The organism is Bacillus sp. 0209A, assembly GCF_036765095.1.
In the GTDB taxonomy this organism is placed as follows: Bacteria; Bacillota; Bacilli; order Bacillales; family Bacillaceae; genus Bacillus; species Bacillus subtilis_G.
The window spans coordinates 385,953-402,810 of the sequence record NZ_JBAIZV010000001.1 but is presented as its reverse complement, the minus strand read 5'-3'; the positions used below and the strand labels follow the sequence as shown (position 1 = coordinate 402,810).

Annotated in this window: 14 protein-coding genes and 1 other annotated feature (1 of these 15 running past the window's edge); all 14 genes read left to right on the top strand. The window is 46.3% G+C overall.

What is annotated here, in order from left to right; genetic code table 11:
- Positions 1 to 153, top strand: a binding site (T-box leader); it begins 80 nt to the left of the window's first position.
- Positions 154 to 205: 52 nt separating this feature from the next.
- The 14 genes from ileS to pyrE all read left to right on the top strand — a co-directional run bounded on the left by ileS (position 206) and on the right by pyrE (position 16,822).
- Positions 206 to 2,971 carry an isoleucine--tRNA ligase gene (ileS, locus tag V6D44_RS01570; RefSeq protein WP_087992126.1) on the top strand — a complete coding sequence of 922 codons (2,766 nt, stop codon included), beginning with the start codon at positions 206 to 208 and terminating at the stop codon, positions 2,969 to 2,971.
- 143 nt (positions 2,972 to 3,114) lie between these two features.
- Positions 3,115 to 3,489, top strand: a complete 375-nt coding sequence (ylyA, locus tag V6D44_RS01565; protein ID WP_087992125.1) for a sporulation-related RNA polymerase-binding protein YlyA — start codon at positions 3,115 to 3,117, stop codon at positions 3,487 to 3,489.
- Between the two features lie 102 nt (positions 3,490 to 3,591).
- On the top strand, positions 3,592 to 4,056 hold the full coding sequence (lspA, locus tag V6D44_RS01560; protein ID WP_087992124.1) for a signal peptidase II: 465 nt from the start codon (positions 3,592 to 3,594) through the stop codon (positions 4,054 to 4,056).
- 1 nt (position 4,057) lies between these two features.
- Complete coding sequence (locus tag V6D44_RS01555) at positions 4,058 to 4,969, top strand: RluA family pseudouridine synthase (RefSeq protein ID WP_087992123.1); 912 nt, start codon at positions 4,058 to 4,060, stop codon at positions 4,967 to 4,969.
- Positions 4,970 to 5,149: 180 nt separating this feature from the next.
- A complete protein-coding gene (gene pyrR / locus V6D44_RS01550) occupies positions 5,150 to 5,695 on the top strand; it encodes a bifunctional pyrimidine operon transcriptional regulator/uracil phosphoribosyltransferase (RefSeq protein ID WP_087992122.1) in 546 nt (181 codons plus the stop codon).
- Between the two features lie 179 nt (positions 5,696 to 5,874).
- Complete coding sequence (gene pyrP, locus V6D44_RS01545) at positions 5,875 to 7,182, top strand: uracil permease PyrP (protein ID WP_202327698.1); 1,308 nt, start codon at positions 5,875 to 5,877, stop codon at positions 7,180 to 7,182.
- Between the two features lie 145 nt (positions 7,183 to 7,327).
- Positions 7,328 to 8,242, top strand: coding sequence for an aspartate carbamoyltransferase catalytic subunit (locus V6D44_RS01540; protein ID WP_087992120.1), 915 nt, complete (start codon positions 7,328 to 7,330; stop codon positions 8,240 to 8,242).
- Positions 8,226 to 9,512, top strand: a complete 1,287-nt coding sequence (locus V6D44_RS01535) for a dihydroorotase (protein WP_202327697.1) — start codon at positions 8,226 to 8,228, stop codon at positions 9,510 to 9,512. Before V6D44_RS01540 ends, V6D44_RS01535 begins: the two co-directional genes overlap by 17 nt.
- Positions 9,509 to 10,603: a carbamoyl phosphate synthase small subunit gene (locus V6D44_RS01530; RefSeq protein WP_087992118.1), complete on the top strand. Its 1,095-nt coding sequence runs from the start codon at positions 9,509 to 9,511 to the stop codon at positions 10,601 to 10,603. Before V6D44_RS01535 ends, V6D44_RS01530 begins: the two co-directional genes overlap by 4 nt.
- Positions 10,588 to 13,803: a carbamoyl-phosphate synthase (glutamine-hydrolyzing) large subunit gene (gene carB, locus V6D44_RS01525; RefSeq protein ID WP_333516237.1), complete on the top strand. Its 3,216-nt coding sequence runs from the start codon at positions 10,588 to 10,590 to the stop codon at positions 13,801 to 13,803. The genes V6D44_RS01530 and carB overlap by 16 nt, the downstream gene beginning before the upstream one ends.
- Positions 13,800 to 14,570, top strand: a complete 771-nt coding sequence (gene pyrK, locus V6D44_RS01520) for a dihydroorotate oxidase B electron transfer subunit (RefSeq protein ID WP_087992116.1) — start codon at positions 13,800 to 13,802, stop codon at positions 14,568 to 14,570. The genes carB and pyrK overlap by 4 nt, the downstream gene beginning before the upstream one ends.
- Positions 14,570 to 15,505 (top strand): dihydroorotate dehydrogenase, encoded by a 936-nt coding sequence (locus V6D44_RS01515; RefSeq protein WP_333516236.1) that lies wholly within the window; start codon positions 14,570 to 14,572, stop codon positions 15,503 to 15,505. The genes pyrK and V6D44_RS01515 overlap by 1 nt, the downstream gene beginning before the upstream one ends.
- Positions 15,474 to 16,193 (top strand): orotidine-5'-phosphate decarboxylase, encoded by a 720-nt coding sequence (pyrF, locus tag V6D44_RS01510; protein WP_202327695.1) that lies wholly within the window; start codon positions 15,474 to 15,476, stop codon positions 16,191 to 16,193. The genes V6D44_RS01515 and pyrF overlap by 32 nt, the downstream gene beginning before the upstream one ends.
- Positions 16,190 to 16,822, top strand: a complete 633-nt coding sequence (gene pyrE, locus V6D44_RS01505; protein ID WP_284690394.1) for an orotate phosphoribosyltransferase — start codon at positions 16,190 to 16,192, stop codon at positions 16,820 to 16,822. Before pyrF ends, pyrE begins: the two co-directional genes overlap by 4 nt.
- Positions 16,823 to 16,858: the final 36 nt, after the last annotated feature.

Below are 16,858 nucleotides of genomic sequence, written 5' to 3'. Positions count from 1 at the left end.
GGAATCATGTAGATCAGCCCTTAAGTTTCCTTTCTGAACTCACAGTAGGTTAGGACGTTCATCACGTTACGATGCTCGAGAGGAAAAAGCGTATGCTGATGCTGGCTTTTTCTAAAAGGGTGGTACCGCGAGATAAGCTTTCTCGTCCCTTATGGGATGAGAAGGCTTTTTTTATTTTCTGAAAAAATGCAGTGGAGGAATGAAAATGGATTTTAAAGATACGCTCTTAATGCCGAAAACAGATTTCCCGATGCGAGGAAATTTGCCAAACCGTGAGCCTGACATTCAAAAGGAATGGGAAGAAGAGGATATTTACCATCTTGTGCAGGAACGGACGAAAGACCGCCCGAAATTTGTTTTACATGACGGACCTCCGTATGCAAATGGAGACATCCATATGGGGCATGCGCTTAACAAAATTTTGAAGGACTTCATTGTCCGCTATAAATCAATGAGCGGCTTCAACGCGCCGTATGTACCTGGCTGGGATACACACGGGTTGCCGATTGAAACGGCTCTCACAAAAAACAAAAAAGTCAACCGCAAAGAAATGTCAGTAGCGGAATTCCGCAAACTGTGTGAAGAGTACGCTTGGAAGCAAATCGAGGGACAGCGTGAGCAGTTCAAACGCCTTGGTGTCCGCGGTGACTGGGAAAACCCATATGTGACATTAAAACCGGAATACGAAGCGCAGCAAATCCGCGTATTTGGTGAGATGGCAAAACGAGGCTACATTTATAAAGGTCTGAAACCGGTTAACTGGTCACCTTCAAGTGAGTCTGCGTTGGCTGAAGCTGAGATCGAATATCAAGATAAACGTTCAGCATCTATTTACGTGGCTTTTGGTGTAAAAGACGGCAAAGGCGTTCTTGAAAACGGCGAGCGTATTATTATCTGGACAACAACGCCTTGGACAATTCCGGCGAACCTCGGAATTTCAGTGCATCCTGATCTTGAGTACAGCGTGATTGCAGTAGGTGAAGACCGCTTTGTCGCAGCAAGTGCTTTAGTCGAAAATGTTGCGTCTGCATGCGGGTTTGAGCAATATGAAGTGACAAGAACGATCAAAGGGAAAGACCTTGAGAACATTATCGCTGAACATCCGCTATATGGCAGAGACTCTCTTGTTATGCTTGGCGAACACGTGACAACTGATGCCGGAACAGGCTGTGTTCATACAGCGCCGGGACACGGGGAAGATGACTTTATCATCGGCCAAAAATACGGTTTAGATGTGCTATGCCCGGTTGATGCAAAAGGTGTAATGACAAGCGAAGCTCCAGGCTTTGAAGGCATGTTCTACGATGATGCGAACAAAGTGATCACACAGCAGCTTGATGAAAAAGGCGCGCTTGTGAAGCTTGAATTTATTACTCACTCTTATCCGCACGATTGGAGAACAAAAAAACCAACCATTTTTAGAGCGACAGCGCAATGGTTTGCTTCAATTAAAGATTTCAGATCAGACCTGCTGGATGCCGTTAAAGAAACCAAATGGGTTCCTGAATGGGGCGAACAGCGTTTGCATAACATGGTTCGTGACCGCGGAGACTGGTGTATTTCCAGACAGCGTGCGTGGGGTGTGCCGATTCCGGTATTTTATGCTGAAAACGGAGAACCGATTATTACAGATGAAACCATCGAACATGTTTCTGAATTGTTCAGGCAGCACGGATCAAACATTTGGTTTGAAAAAGAAGCGAAGGATCTTCTTCCGGAAGGTTTTGCGCATCCTGGCAGCCCAAATGGCACATTTACAAAAGAACAGGACATCATGGATGTTTGGTTTGATTCAGGCTCTTCCCATCAAGCGGTGCTTGAAGAGCGTGAAGACCTCGTTCGCCCGGCTGATTTATATCTAGAAGGATCTGACCAATATCGCGGCTGGTTTAACTCGTCTCTTTCTACAGCGGTAGCCGTAACAGGAAAAGCGCCATATAAAGGTGTGCTCAGCCATGGGTTTGCACTGGATGGAGAAGGACGTAAGATGAGTAAATCAATCGGTAACGTCGTTGTTCCAGCCAAAGTCATGAAACAGCTTGGTGCCGATATTTTGAGATTATGGGTGTCTTCAGTTGATTATCAGGCGGATGTTCGCGTGTCTGACGCCATTTTGAAGCAGGTTGCTGAAGTGTACCGTAAAATCCGCAATACGTTCCGTTTTCTTCACGGCAACGTATTCGATTTTGATCCAAAAACGAATGCGGTGGCTGTCGAAAATCTTCGCGAAGTGGATCAGTATATGCTGATTAAGCTGAATAAACTGATTGATAAAGTGAAAAAAGCGTATGACGAGTACGAATTTGCGGTTGTGTATCACAGTATCCATAATTTCTGCACAATCGAATTGAGCTCATTCTATCTTGATTTCGCAAAAGATATTGTGTACATCGAGCATGCGGATCATCCGGACAGACGCAGCATGCAGACGGTATTCTATGAAACGCTTCTAGCATTAGTGAAGCTTTCAGCTCCTATCCTTCCTCATACGGCTGACGAATTATGGTCTCATTTGGCATTTGTTGAGGAGCAGAGCGTTCAACTGACAGATATGCCGGAAACAATTACGGTTCCAAACAGCGAAGCGACAGAAAATAAATTTGACCGCTTTTTGGCTCTTCGTGACGATGTGCTAAAAGCGTTAGAAACTGCCCGAAATGAAAAAATTATCGGTAAATCATTGGAAGCAAATCTGAAATTGTATCCAAACAAAGAAAACCAAGAGCTATTAGCTTCCATTAAAGAAAATCTTTCTCAGCTGTTTATTGTTTCTGAACTGACAATCAGCGAAGAAAATGAAGCGCCGAACGATGCCCAAAGCTTTGCGACAGGTAAAATCGCTGTCGAGAAAGCGGAAGGCGACATGTGTGAGAGATCACGTGTGATTTCAAAAGACGTGGGGGCAAATCCGAAATACCCTACACTTTCATTGCGAAACGCTGAAATCGTTGAAAAATACTATCAAAAATAATGGAAAAGAGCCCGGCGTAAAAGCCGGGCTTTTTTGTGCCAAGAGTGACATCGATTAGAACAGCAGGAAAAATCTTATGGGCTTTAGATCATCATTCACAGGCAACAATATAGGTACTACGTTAAGAGCAGGAGTTGTGATGAATGAATGATCAACTGACCGCAATTTATACGGAACTTCTTCTGATGAAAGAAGAACTACAGTCGAGATTATTTGAGTATTCTTGCTTTCAGGCTTCAACAAGTCCGCAAGCAGCAATCAATCATAAACAAAAAGCAACTCTGATCTATCACATTAAAGAAGAACTTCAAGACGTTCTCCTCGCATTGTCCAAAGTCGAAAACGGCACATTCGGATACTGTGAAGAAACCGGGGCTCCCATTCCTCTTTCAAAGCTTGCTGTGCTGCCGACAGCCCGTACAGCAAACGATTTTCTTTATTCTGTCCAATTTGAAAAAAAAACGCTTCCGTTGTGGAAATCAACGGATATTGAATATGGACAGGCACTGTATGAATAACAGTGCCTGTCTGGTTTATATGCCTGATATTTCTTTACTCCAGTGCTTTTTATTGATAAAATGCATAATGGACTAAAGTAACCGTAAACTGGAGGAACGTTTGTGCTGTATTATATCATTGCACTTCTTATTATTGCAGCCGATCAATTGACAAAATGGCTTGTCGTTAAGAATATGGAACTTGGACAAAGTATTCCGGTCATTGATCAGGTATTCTATATCACCTCCCATCGCAATACGGGTGCTGCATGGGGGATATTGGCCGGTCAGATGTGGTTTTTCTACCTCATTACAACCGCGGTTATTATTGGCATTGTTTATTACATACAGCGTTATACTAAAGGACAAAGGCTTCTTGGCGTAGCTCTCGGACTTATGCTCGGCGGTGCCATCGGCAACTTCATCGACAGGGCTTTCAGACAGGAAGTTGTGGATTTTATCCATGTTATTATTGTGGATTACAATTACCCGATTTTTAATATCGCGGACTCTTCACTATGTGTCGGCGTCATGCTTTTATTTATACAAATGATGTTGGACAGCGGGAAAAAGAAAAAGGAGCAATAGCATGAATCAAATTGATATAACCGCCTCAGAAGAACAAAAAAGTGAGCGGATTGATAAATTTCTGGCATCGACTGAGAATGATTGGTCGAGGACCCAAGTACAGCAATGGGTGAAAGACGGACAAATTGTCGTAAACGGAAGCCCCGTAAAATCAAATTACAAAATTCAGCCAGGTGATCAGGTGACCGTCACTGTACCTGAGCCGGAAGCGCTCGACGTGCTGGCAGAACCTATGGACCTGGATATTTACTATGAAGATCAGGATGTGCTGGTCGTCAATAAACCGCGCGGAATGGTTGTTCACCCAGCTCCTGGGCATCTTACGGGCACACTTGTAAACGGCCTTATGGCTCATTGCACGGATCTTTCCGGAATCAATGGCGTGATGCGTCCGGGGATTGTTCACAGAATCGATAAGGATACGTCAGGCCTGTTAATGGTGGCGAAAAATGATATGGCGCATGAGTCACTCGTGAACCAATTGGTCAACAAAACGGTCACGCGCAAATATACGGCGGTTGTCCACGGGCTTATTTCTCACGATGACGGCACTATTGACGCGCCGATCGGACGGGACAAGAAAGACCGTCAAAGCATGACTGTGGCGCGTGAAGGCAAAAACGCAGTCACTCATTTTCATGTGCTTGAGCGTTTTCAGGATTTTACGTTGGTGGAATGCCAGCTTGAAACTGGGAGAACGCATCAAATTCGTGTTCATATGAAATATATTGGATTTCCATTGGCGGGCGATCCAAAGTACGGGCCGAGAAAAACGATCGATTTTAACGGCCAGGCCCTTCACGCCGGTATTTTAGGTTTTGATCATCCTCGCACCGGCGAATATGTCGAATTTGAAGCGCCGCTTCCGGAGGATATGGTCCAATTAATCGAAAACCTCAGAAAAAACGGTTGACAGACTGTTTCTTTTCTGAAATAATAAACGAAGCTGAATAGATTCTTTAAAACAGTCCAGAGAGGCTGAGAAGGATAACGGATAGACGGGATGCGTATATTATGCGCACCTTGTCCTAAAACCCCTCTATGCTCTGGCAGGAGGGGTTTTTCTTCTATATGAACTGTGAGGTGTCACACATTGAATCAAAAAGCTGTCATTCTCGACGAACAAGCAATCAGACGGGCGCTGACCAGAATTGCTCACGAAATGATCGAACGCAATAAAGGTATGAATAACTGCATCCTTGTCGGCATTAAGACAAGAGGGATTTACTTGGCGAAACGCCTTGCGGAGCGAATCGAGCAGATTGAAGGAAGTCCTGTAACAGTCGGTGAGATTGATATTACCCTTTACAGAGACGATCTTTCCAAAAAAACGAGCAACGAAGAACCGCTAGTGAAAGGTGCAGATATTCCGGTAGACATCAACGATCAAAAAGTCATTCTTGTTGACGATGTCCTGTACACCGGAAGAACGGTCAGAGCCGGTATGGATGCGCTTGTTGATGTAGGTAGACCTTCCTCCATTCAGCTTGCTGTGCTTGTTGACAGAGGACACAGGGAGCTGCCGATCCGAGCGGATTATATCGGGAAAAACATCCCGACATCAAAGGCTGAAAAGGTTATGGTTCAGCTTCATGAGGTAGATCAAAACGATCTCGTGGCCATTTATCAAAATGAATGAATAATAGATCACCTTTTTAAAGGCAATCCAGAGAGGTTGCAAAGAGGTGCACAACAAAGCCCCCGAAAGAATACGGCGGATCTTTGTATGCCTCTTTGCGTGAAAAATAGCAAAGAGGTTTTTTTTACAGTCATTGAGTCATCCTAAAATGAAAGTCAACGATCAGGGGGAAAATCATCATGAGTAAGAAAAAAGTAAATTTAGGAGTCAGGGATGTCCCGACACCTTTCTCGTGGGTTTCATTCAGTCTGCAGCATTTATTTGCCATGTTTGGCGCAACAATTTTGGTTCCGAAGCTAGTTGGAATGAGTCCTGCTGTGGCATTGGTGACAAGCGGCATCGGGACACTCGCTTATCTGCTTATTACGAAAGGGCAAATTCCGGCGTATCTCGGTTCATCCTTCGCCTTTATTTCTCCGATCATACTGGTCAAAGCGACCGGCGGCCCGGGAGCGGCAATGGTCGGAGCGTTTCTTGCAGGGGTAGTGTACGGGCTGATTGCCTTATTGATCAGACAGCTTGGAACAGGATGGCTGATGAAGGTTCTTCCTCCTGTGGTCGTAGGACCTGTTATTATCGTCATTGGGCTCGGACTGGCCAGCACTGCGGTAAACATGGCGATGTACGCTGATCCGAACGCGAGTGAATTGGTTTACAGCTTAAAGCACTTCAGTGTAGCAGGCGTTACGTTGGCGATTACGATTATTTGCGCGACTTTCTTACGAGGGTTTTTAAGCCTGATTCCGGTTCTGATCGGCATTATCGGCGGATACTTGTTTGCCCTTACTCAAGGGATTGTCAACTTCCAGCCTGTGCTTGACGCGAAATGGTTTGCGGTGCCTGAGTTTATCATCCCGTTCAAAGACTATTCACCGTCAGTCACACTTGGCATCGCAGCGGCAATGGTTCCCGTCGCGTTTGTGACAATGTCAGAGCATATCGGCCACCAAATGGTGCTGAGCAAAGTTGTCGGACAAGATTTCATTAAAAAGCCGGGGCTTCATCGCTCTATTATGGGTGACAGCGTGGCGACAATCCTTGCTTCCCTGATCGGCGGTCCGCCGACAACGACTTACGGGGAAAACATTGGCGTGCTGGCCATCACAAGAGTATTCAGCGTCTTTGTCATCGGCGGCGCGGCAGTGATTGCCTTATGCTTCGGTTTTATCGGCAAAATCTCAGCGCTGATCAGTTCAGTGCCGTCAGCGGTAATGGGAGGCGTCTCCTTCCTGCTGTTCGGAATCATCGCTTCGAGCGGTCTGAGAATGCTGATTGATAACAAAATTGATTATGAAAACAACAGAAACCTCATTATCACATCGGTGATCCTTGTGATCGGTGTAGGAGGCGCGTTTATCCAAGTGTCTCAAGGAGGATTCCAAGTGTCGGGAATGGCGCTTGCAGCAATTGTCGGTGTCATCTTAAACCTGATTCTTCCGCAGGCGAAGGAAGAGCAGGTTGACACATCTGAACAACATCATATCTAAAACCTTTTAATGAAAGTCCAGAGAGGCTTGGAAGGGTTATAAAGAGAAGGAAGCTTCAATGCTGCCCTCTATTTAACCTTACCCCGAGTCTATCTTAGACCGGGGTTTTTTCAGCCTTAAAGTTGAAATGAGAGGGGAAAAAAACATGAAGCATTTAACGACGATGAGTGAACTCAGCACTGAGGAAATCAAAGATTTGCTTCAAACAGCACGCGACCTCAAAAGCGGAAACACAGACAATGGGCTTGCGGGGAAATTTGCAGCGAACCTGTTTTTTGAACCGAGCACGAGGACGCGGTTCAGCTTTGAAGTCGCGGAAAAAAAGCTGGGCATGAATGTCCTGAATCTTGATGGAACAAGCACAAGCGTGCAAAAAGGCGAAACCCTGTATGACACCATACGGACGCTCGAATCAATCGGTGTAGACGTGTGCGTCATCAGGCACAGTGAGGATGAGTACTATAAAGAGCTTGTCAGCCAGGTGAATATCCCGATTCTGAATGCGGGTGACGGATGCGGCCAGCATCCGACACAATCACTGCTTGATGTCATGACGATTTACGAAGAGTTCAATACGTTCAAAGGGCTTACCGTCTCCATTCACGGCGATATTAAGCACAGCAGAGTGGCAAGATCGAATGCGGAGGTTTTGACAAGACTGGGTGCCCGCGTCCTATTTTCCGGTCCTTCGGAATGGCAGGATGAAGAAAACACATTCGGTACGTTTGCTTCAATGGATGAAGCAGTTGAGTCTTCCGATGTTGTGATGCTGCTCCGCATTCAAAATGAAAGACATCAGTCCGCTGTCAGCCAGAAAGGTTATTTAAACCAATACGGCTTGACCATAGAACGGGCTGAGCGTATGAAGCAGCATGCGATCATTATGCATCCCGCTCCGGTAAACAGGGGAGTGGAGATTGATGACAGCTTAGTAGAAAGTAATAAATCAAGAATATTCAAGCAAATGCAAAATGGTGTATTTATCAGAATGGCAGTGATACAGCGTGCCTTACAAACCAATGTGAAAAGAGGAGAAGCAGCGTATGTCATATCTCATTAAAAACGGCTGGATACTTAACGAAAATGGTGAAAAAACAGAAGCGGATATTCGAGTGACAGGAGAAACCATCACCGAAATCGGAAAGCTTGATGCAGCGGATAAAGAAACGGTAATTGATGCAAAAGGATTGCTCGTTTCACCTGGGTTTGTTGATCTCCACGTACACTTCAGAGAGCCAGGCGGTGAGAAGAAAGAAACCATTGAAACCGGAGCAAAAGCAGCGGCGCGCGGCGGTTATACAACAGTGGCAACAATGCCGAATACGCGGCCGGTTCCTGATACGAAGGAGCAGATGGAATGGGTGCAAAACAGAATTAAAGAAACCTCATGCGTCAGAGTTCTTCCATATGCGTCCATTACGATCAGACAAATCGGTGATGAGATGACAAACTTTGAAGCTTTAAAAGAAGCCGGAGCATTTGCTTTTACAGATGACGGCGTCGGTATACAGACAGCAGGAATGATGTATGAAGCGATGAAGCGGGCAGCCGCAATTGACAAAGCGATTGTTGCACATTGTGAAGACAACTCCTTAATTTACGGAGGAAGTGTGCATGAGGGGACATTCTCAAAAGCAAACGGGCTCAACGGCATTCCTTCTGTGTGTGAATCGGTTCATATTGCCCGCGATGTATTGCTGGCTGAGGCGGCAGGCTGCCATTACCATGTATGCCATATCAGCACAAAAGAGTCTGTCAGGGTCGTACGTGATGCGAAAAAAGCAGGAATCAGAGTGACGGCAGAAGTGTCACCACACCATTTGCTGCTTTGTGATGAGGACATTCCGGGGCTGGACACAAATTATAAAATGAATCCTCCGCTTCGCAGCGCAGAAGACAGAGCTGCTTTAATCGAAGGTCTTTTAGACGGAACGATTGATTTTATCGCAACAGACCATGCGCCGCATACAGAAGAAGAGAAAAATACAGAAATGAAGCTTGCGCCATTCGGAATTGTCGGCTTAGAAACAGCGTTCCCGCTTCTATACACACACTTTGTCAAAAATGGCAGCTGGTCGCTGAAACAGCTGATTGACTATATGACAATTAAACCATGCGAAGCGTTCGGTCTCCCATATGGAACATTACAAACGGGGCAAGTTGCTGATATTACGTTAATTGATTTGGAAAAAGAAGCAGTGATAGAGAAAGAGACATTTTTGTCAAAAGGAAAAAATACACCATTCAACGGCATCAGCTGCATCGGCTGGCCGGTCGCTACAATTGCGGCGGGGAAGCTTGCTTATGAAGAAGGGAGACTTGTCAAATGAAGAGACGATTAGTACTGGAAAACGGAGCGGTATTCGAGGGAAAAGCCTTCGGAAGCTTAGAAAACAGCATGGGAGAAGTCGTTTTTAACACTGGGATGACAGGCTATCAGGAAATTTTATCTGATCCTTCTTACTGCGGGCAGATCGTAACATTAACGTATCCGCTTATCGGAAATTACGGCATTAACCGTGATGATTTTGAATCCATTACCCCTTTTGTAAAAGGGCTGATCGTCAAAGAATTATGTGAATTGCCTTCCAACTGGCGTTCAGCATACACCTTAGACGAATATTTAAAAATGAAAAACATTCCCGGACTGCAGGGAATTGATACAAGAAAGCTAACAAGAATGATCCGCACGGCAGGCGCGCTAAAAGGAACATTCGCTTCACCTGATGAAGATATCGAAGCAGTGCTGAAAAGGCTTGATGAAACTGAACTGCCGAGAAATCAAGTATCTCAAGTATCAGCCAAAACAGCATATCCGAGCCCGGGAAGAGGCAAACGCATCGTCTTGGTTGACTTCGGCATGAAGCACGGGATTCTAAGAGAGCTGAACAAACGGAAATGTGACGTCATCGTTGTGCCTTACAACATTACAGCGGAAGAAGTGCTTCAGCTGAAACCGGACGGCATCATGCTTTCTAACGGACCTGGAGATCCGAAAGATGTGCCTGAAGCGATTGAGATGATCAAAGGTATTCTTGGTAAAGTGCCATTATTCGGAATATGTCTCGGCCACCAATTATTCGCGCTGGCGTGCGGAGCGAATACTGAAAAAATGAAATTCGGCCACAGGGGTTCAAACCACCCGGTAAAAGAGCTGGCAACCGGAAAAGTCGCCTTAACATCTCAAAACCATGGCTATACAGTGTCATCCATCAGCGAAACGGAACTTGAAGTGACACATATCGCAATTAACGACGATACGATTGAAGGGCTGAAGCATAAAACACAGCCGGCATTTACGGTTCAATATCATCCCGAAGCTTCACCTGGTCCTGAGGATGCCAACCATCTATTTGACAGATTCATCGAAATGATCGACACAACAGAGAAAGAAGGGGAAGCGGTATGCCAAAACGCGTAGACATTAACAAAATTTTAGTAATCGGGTCTGGACCGATCATCATCGGCCAAGCAGCAGAATTTGATTATGCGGGAACGCAAGCCTGCCTTGCTTTGAAAGAAGAAGGCTATGAAGTCATTCTTGTCAACTCAAACCCCGCCACAATCATGACAGATACTGAAATGGCTGACCGGGTTTACATCGAACCGCTCACTCCTGAATTCCTGACTCGAATCATCAGAAAAGAGCGCCCGGATGCCATTCTTCCTACTCTTGGAGGCCAAACCGGTTTGAATCTTGCGGTTGAGCTTTCTGAAAGAGGCGTGCTGGAAGAGTGCGGCGTCGAAGTGCTTGGCACGAAGCTGTCTGCGATTCAGCAGGCTGAAGATCGCGACTTGTTCAGAACATTAATGAACGAACTGAATGAACCGGTGCCTGAAAGTGAGATCATCCACTCCTTAGAAGAAGCAGAAACCTTCGTCAGCCAAATTGGATTCCCTGTCATTGTCCGCCCGGCATATACATTAGGCGGAACAGGCGGAGGCATCTGCTCGAATGAAACCGAGCTGAAAGAAATTGTTGAGAACGGCTTAAAATTAAGTCCGGTTCACCAGTGTCTGCTTGAAAAAAGCATCGCCGGTTATAAAGAAATCGAGTATGAAGTCATGAGAGACAGCCGGGATCACGCCATCGTTGTTTGTAACATGGAGAACATTGATCCAGTCGGAATCCACACTGGAGACAGCATTGTAGTAGCGCCGAGCCAAACGCTCAGCGACCGCGAATATCAGCTCTTGCGGAATGTATCGTTAAAACTGATCCGCGCGCTTGGAATTGAAGGCGGATGTAACGTCCAGCTCGCTTTAGATCCAGACAGCTTCCAATACTACATTATTGAAGTAAACCCGCGTGTTAGCCGTTCATCTGCCCTTGCGTCAAAAGCGACAGGATATCCGATTGCAAAGCTCGCTGCTAAAATTGCAGTCGGCCTTTCATTAGATGAAATGATGAACCCAGTGACAGGAAAAACATATGCAGCATTTGAACCGGCTCTTGACTATGTCGTATCCAAAATTCCGCGCTGGCCGTTTGATAAGTTTGAATCAGCAAACAGAAAGCTCGGCACGCAAATGAAAGCGACAGGAGAGGTCATGGCGATCGGCCGCACGCTTGAAGAGTCATTGCTGAAAGCTGTGCGTTCACTGGAAGCGGATGTGTATCACTTGGAATTGAAAGACGCTGCCGACATTTCAGATGAGCTTCTTGAAAAGCGAATTAAAAAGGCCGGTGATGAACGTTTATTCTACTTAGCTGAAGCGTACAGAAGAGGCTACACGGTAGAAGCCCTCCATGACTTTTCCGCTATCGATGTCTTCTTCTTGCATAAGCTTTTGGGAATCGTACAGTTTGAAAAAGAACTGAAGGCAAATGTGGGCGATACGGATATGCTGAGACGGGCGAAAGAACTCGGATTCTCTGATAAGTACATCAGCCGTGAGTGGAAAATGAAAGAATCGGAGCTTTACAGCTTGAGAAAACAAGCGGCAATTGCGCCCGTATTCAAAATGGTAGATACGTGCGCGGCGGAGTTTGAATCGGAAACGCCATACTTCTACAGCACATATGAAGAAGAAAATGAGTCAGTCGTTACGGATAAGAAAAGTGTGATCGTGCTTGGTTCCGGTCCGATTCGAATCGGTCAGGGTGTTGAGTTCGACTACGCAACTGTTCACTCTGTGTGGGCGATTAAACAGGCAGGCTATGAAGCCATTATTGTCAATAACAATCCGGAAACCGTTTCAACAGATTTCAGTATCTCAGACAAGCTGTACTTTGAACCGCTTACGATTGAAGATGTGATGCACATCATTGACCTCGAACAGCCAATGGGCGTTGTCGTACAGTTTGGAGGACAAACTGCCATTAACCTTGCTGATGAGCTTTCTGCACGAGGAGTTAAAATCCTTGGGACTTCATTAGAGGATTTAGACCGTGCGGAAGACCGGGATAAATTTGAACAAGCGCTTGGAGCACTTGGTGTTCCGCAGCCGCTTGGCAAAACAGCGACATCAGTAGATCAGGCGGTAAGCATCGCGAGTGATATCGGCTATCCGGTACTGGTGCGCCCGTCCTATGTTCTTGGCGGCCGGGCGATGGAGATTGTGTATCATGAGGAAGAACTGCTTCATTACATGAAAAACGCAGTCAAAATCAATCCGCAGCACCCAGTATTAATTGACAGATATTTAACAGGGAAAGAAATTGAAGTGGATGCAGTATCTGACGGTGAAACAGTTGTAATCCCGGGGATTATGGAGCACATTGAACGGGCGGGCGTTCACTCCGGAGACTCAATCGCTGTTTATCCGCCTCAGTCACTCACAGAAGACATTAAGAAAAAAATTGAACAATATACGATCGCATTAGCCAAAGGGCTGAACATTGTCGGTTTGCTCAACATTCAATTCGTACTGTCACAAGGCGAAGTGTACGTGCTCGAAGTGAATCCGAGATCAAGCAGAACCGTACCGTTCTTAAGCAAAATTACGGGTATCCCAATGGCGAACCTAGCCACAAAAGTCATTCTCGGGCAAAAGCTGGAAGCGTTTGGCTATACAGAGGGCCTTCAGCCTGAACAGCAGGGTGTATTTGTAAAAGCGCCGGTCTTCTCCTTCGCTAAGTTGAGAAGAGTGGACATTACGTTAGGGCCTGAAATGAAATCAACAGGTGAGGTCATGGGGAAAGATTCAACCCTTGAAAAGGCGCTCTATAAAGCCTTGATCGCTTCAGGCATTCAAATCCCTAACTACGGTTCCGTGCTTTTAACAGTGGCTGATAAGGACAAAGAAGAAGGGCTTGCCATCGCTAAGCGGTTCCATGCGATCGGCTACAACATTTTAGCGACGGAAGGAACGGCGGGTTACCTGAAAGAAGCTTCAATTCCTGCGAAGGTGGTCGGGAAAATCGGCCAGGACGGCCCGAACTTGCTTGACGTGATCAGAAACGGAGAAGCGCAGTTTGTCATCAATACGCTGACAAAAGGAAAGCAGCCAGCAAGAGACGGATTTAGAATCAGACGTGAATCAGTAGAAAACGGTGTTGCCTGCTTAACATCTTTAGATACGGCAGAAGCGATATTGCGAGTGCTGGAAAGCATGACATTCCGTGCTGATCAAATGCCGGCAGTCAACACAAATCAGGAGGCGGCAATCACTATATGAAAAAAGCGTATTTGACAGTATGTTCTAACCAGCAAATTGCAGACCGGGTGTATCAAATGGTTTTGAAAGGGGAGCTTGTCCAAGGGTTTACAACCCCGGGACAGTTCCTTCATCTTAAAGTGAGCGAAGCGGTTACGCCTCTATTGAGGAGGCCAATCAGCATCGCAGACGTCAACTTTGAAAAAAATGAAGTCACCATCATTTATCGAGTAGATGGGGAAGGAACAAGACTCTTGTCGCTAAAGCAGCAGGGAGAGCTTGTGGATGTCCTCGGGCCTTTGGGAAATGGCTTTCCTGTCAATGAAGTCAAACCTGGAAAGACGGCTTTGCTGGTGGGAGGCGGTGTTGGTGTGCCCCCTCTTCAAGAGCTGTCGAAACGCTTGAACGAAAAAGGGGTTAAGGTCATACACGTTTTAGGATTCCAATCGGCAAAGGATGTTTTTTACGAAGAAGCGTGCCGGCAGTACGGAGACACGTATGTGGCAACAGCCGACGGAAGCTATGGGGAAACCGGATTTGTCACAGATGTGATAAAACAGAAAAACCTAGAGTTTGACATTCTTCTCAGCTGCGGGCCGACACCAATGCTGAAGGCGTTAAAACAGGAATATGCCCATAAAGAAGTTTACCTGTCGATGGAGGAACGAATGGGCTGCGGAATCGGCGCATGCTTCGCGTGTGTGTGCCATACAAACGAAAGTGAGACATCCTACGTAAAAGTATGTCTCGACGGGCCTGTATTTAAAGCTCAGGAGGTGGCGCTGTAATGCTAGAGGTGAAATTGCCTGGACTAGATTTGAAAAATCCGATCATTCCTGCATCAGGCTGCTTCGGTTTTGGAAAAGAGTTTGCGCGTTTTTATGATTTATCTTGTCTCGGAGCCATCATGATCAAAGCTACGACGAAGGAGCCTCGCTTCGGGAACCCGACGCCTAGAGTAGCTGAGACTGGCGCTGGAATGCTCAATGCGATCGGTCTGCAAAACCCGGGGCTGGAAAGCGTCTTGCAAAATGAGCTGCCGTGGCTTGAGCAGTTTGCAACACCGATCATTGCCAATGTCGCAGGTTCTCAGATCGAGGATTATGTAGAAGTCGCAGCGCATATCAGTAAAGCGCCCAACGTTCATGCACTTGAATTGAACATTTCCTGCCCGAATGTGAAAACAGGCGGAATCGCTTTTGGGACGAACCCTAAAATGGCTGCTGATTTGACGAAAGCGGTTAAAGAGGTTTCAGATGTACCCGTTTATGTGAAGCTTTCCCCGAACGTGGCAAATATCACAGAAATTGCATCAGCGATCGAGGAGGCGGGAGCGGACGGTCTTACGATGATCAACACATTAATCGGGATGAGACTCGATTTAAAATCAGGAAAGCCGATATTAGCGAATAAAACAGGGGGGCTTTCTGGTCCTGCTGTGAAGCCGGTTGCTATTCGCATGGTGTATGAAGTCAGCCAGGCGGTCAACATCCCGATTATCGGAATGGGAGGCGTGCAGACGGCCGAAGATGCACTGGAATTTCTTCTTGCGGGAGCAAGCGCGGTCGCTGTCGGTACAGCAAACTTTGTAAATCCTTTTGCATGCCCAGATATTATAGACCAGCTCCCAGCTGTTTTGCGCCAATACGGCTATCAATCAATTGAAGAATGCATCGGAAGGAGCTGGAACCATGAAAAACAACCTGCCCATCATCGCGCTTGATTTTGCAACAGCTGAAGAAACACTTGCATTCTTAGCGCCTTTTCAGCAAGGACCGTTATTTGTAAAAGTTGGGATGGAGCTTTTTTATCAAGAAGGGCCATCTATCGTCAAACAACTAAAAGAAAGAAATTGCGAGCTGTTTTTAGATTTAAAGCTTCATGACATCCCGACCACTGTAAACAAAGCGATGAAGCGCCTTGCCGGTCTCGGAGTAGACCTCGTCAATGTTCATGCGGCCGGGGGCAAAAAAATGATGCAGGCAGCTCTGGAAGGCTTAGAAGAAGGGACGCCGGCCGGACAAAAACGCCCGTCCCTTATCGCGGTAACCCAGCTGACAAGCACATCTGAACAAATGATGAAAGATGAACTGCTGATCGAAAAGCCTCTGATCGACACGGTCGTCCACTACAGCAAACTGGCGGAAGAAAGCGGGCTGGATGGAGTGGTCTGCTCTGTTCATGAAGCAAAAGCCATTTACGAAGCGGTATCGCCTACATTTTTGACTGTTACTCCGGGGATCAGGCTGTCAGAGGACGCTGCGAATGACCAAATCCGTGTAGCGACACCTGCAATTGCAAGAGAGAAAGGTTCATCAGCGATTGTGGTGGGACGCTCGATTACAAAAGCGAAAGACCCGGTAAAAGCCTATGAAGCTGTCAGACTCGAATGGGAGGGGATCAAATCATGAAACAAGTCATCGCAAAACATCTATTAAACATCCAAGCTGTATTTTTACGCCCGAACGAGCCATTTACATGGGCAAGCGGCATTTTATCGCCCATCTACTGTGACAATCGTCTCACGCTATCATTCCCGGAGGTCAGAAATGATGTCGCTTCAGGCATCAGCAAGCTTGTCGAAGAGCATTTTCCTGAAGCTGAAATGATTGCGGGAACAGCAACAGCCGGTATTCCTCATGCTGCTCTGGCGGCTGACCGTTTGAATCTTCCGATGTGTTATGTGAGAAGCAAGCCGAAAGCGCACGGAAAAGGCAATCAGATTGAGGGAACTGTTCAAAAAGGCCAAAAAACGGTCTTGATCGAAGACTTAATTTCCACAGGAGGCAGTGTGCTTGAAGCTGCGGCGGCTTTACAAGCGGCTGGCTGTGAAGTGCTTGGTGTCGTCTCAATCTTTACGTACGGACTGCCTAAAGCGCAGGAAGCGTTTGCGAAGGCAGAACTGCCATACTACTCTTTAACTGATTATGATACGCTCACACAGGTCGCGCTTGAAAACGGCAATATTCATTCAGACGATTTAGAAAAGCTGAAAACGTGGAAACAAAATCCCGAGTCAAAAGATTGGTTTAAAAAATAACAAATAAATTTTGGTGATGTACAAGGGCTCCAAAGC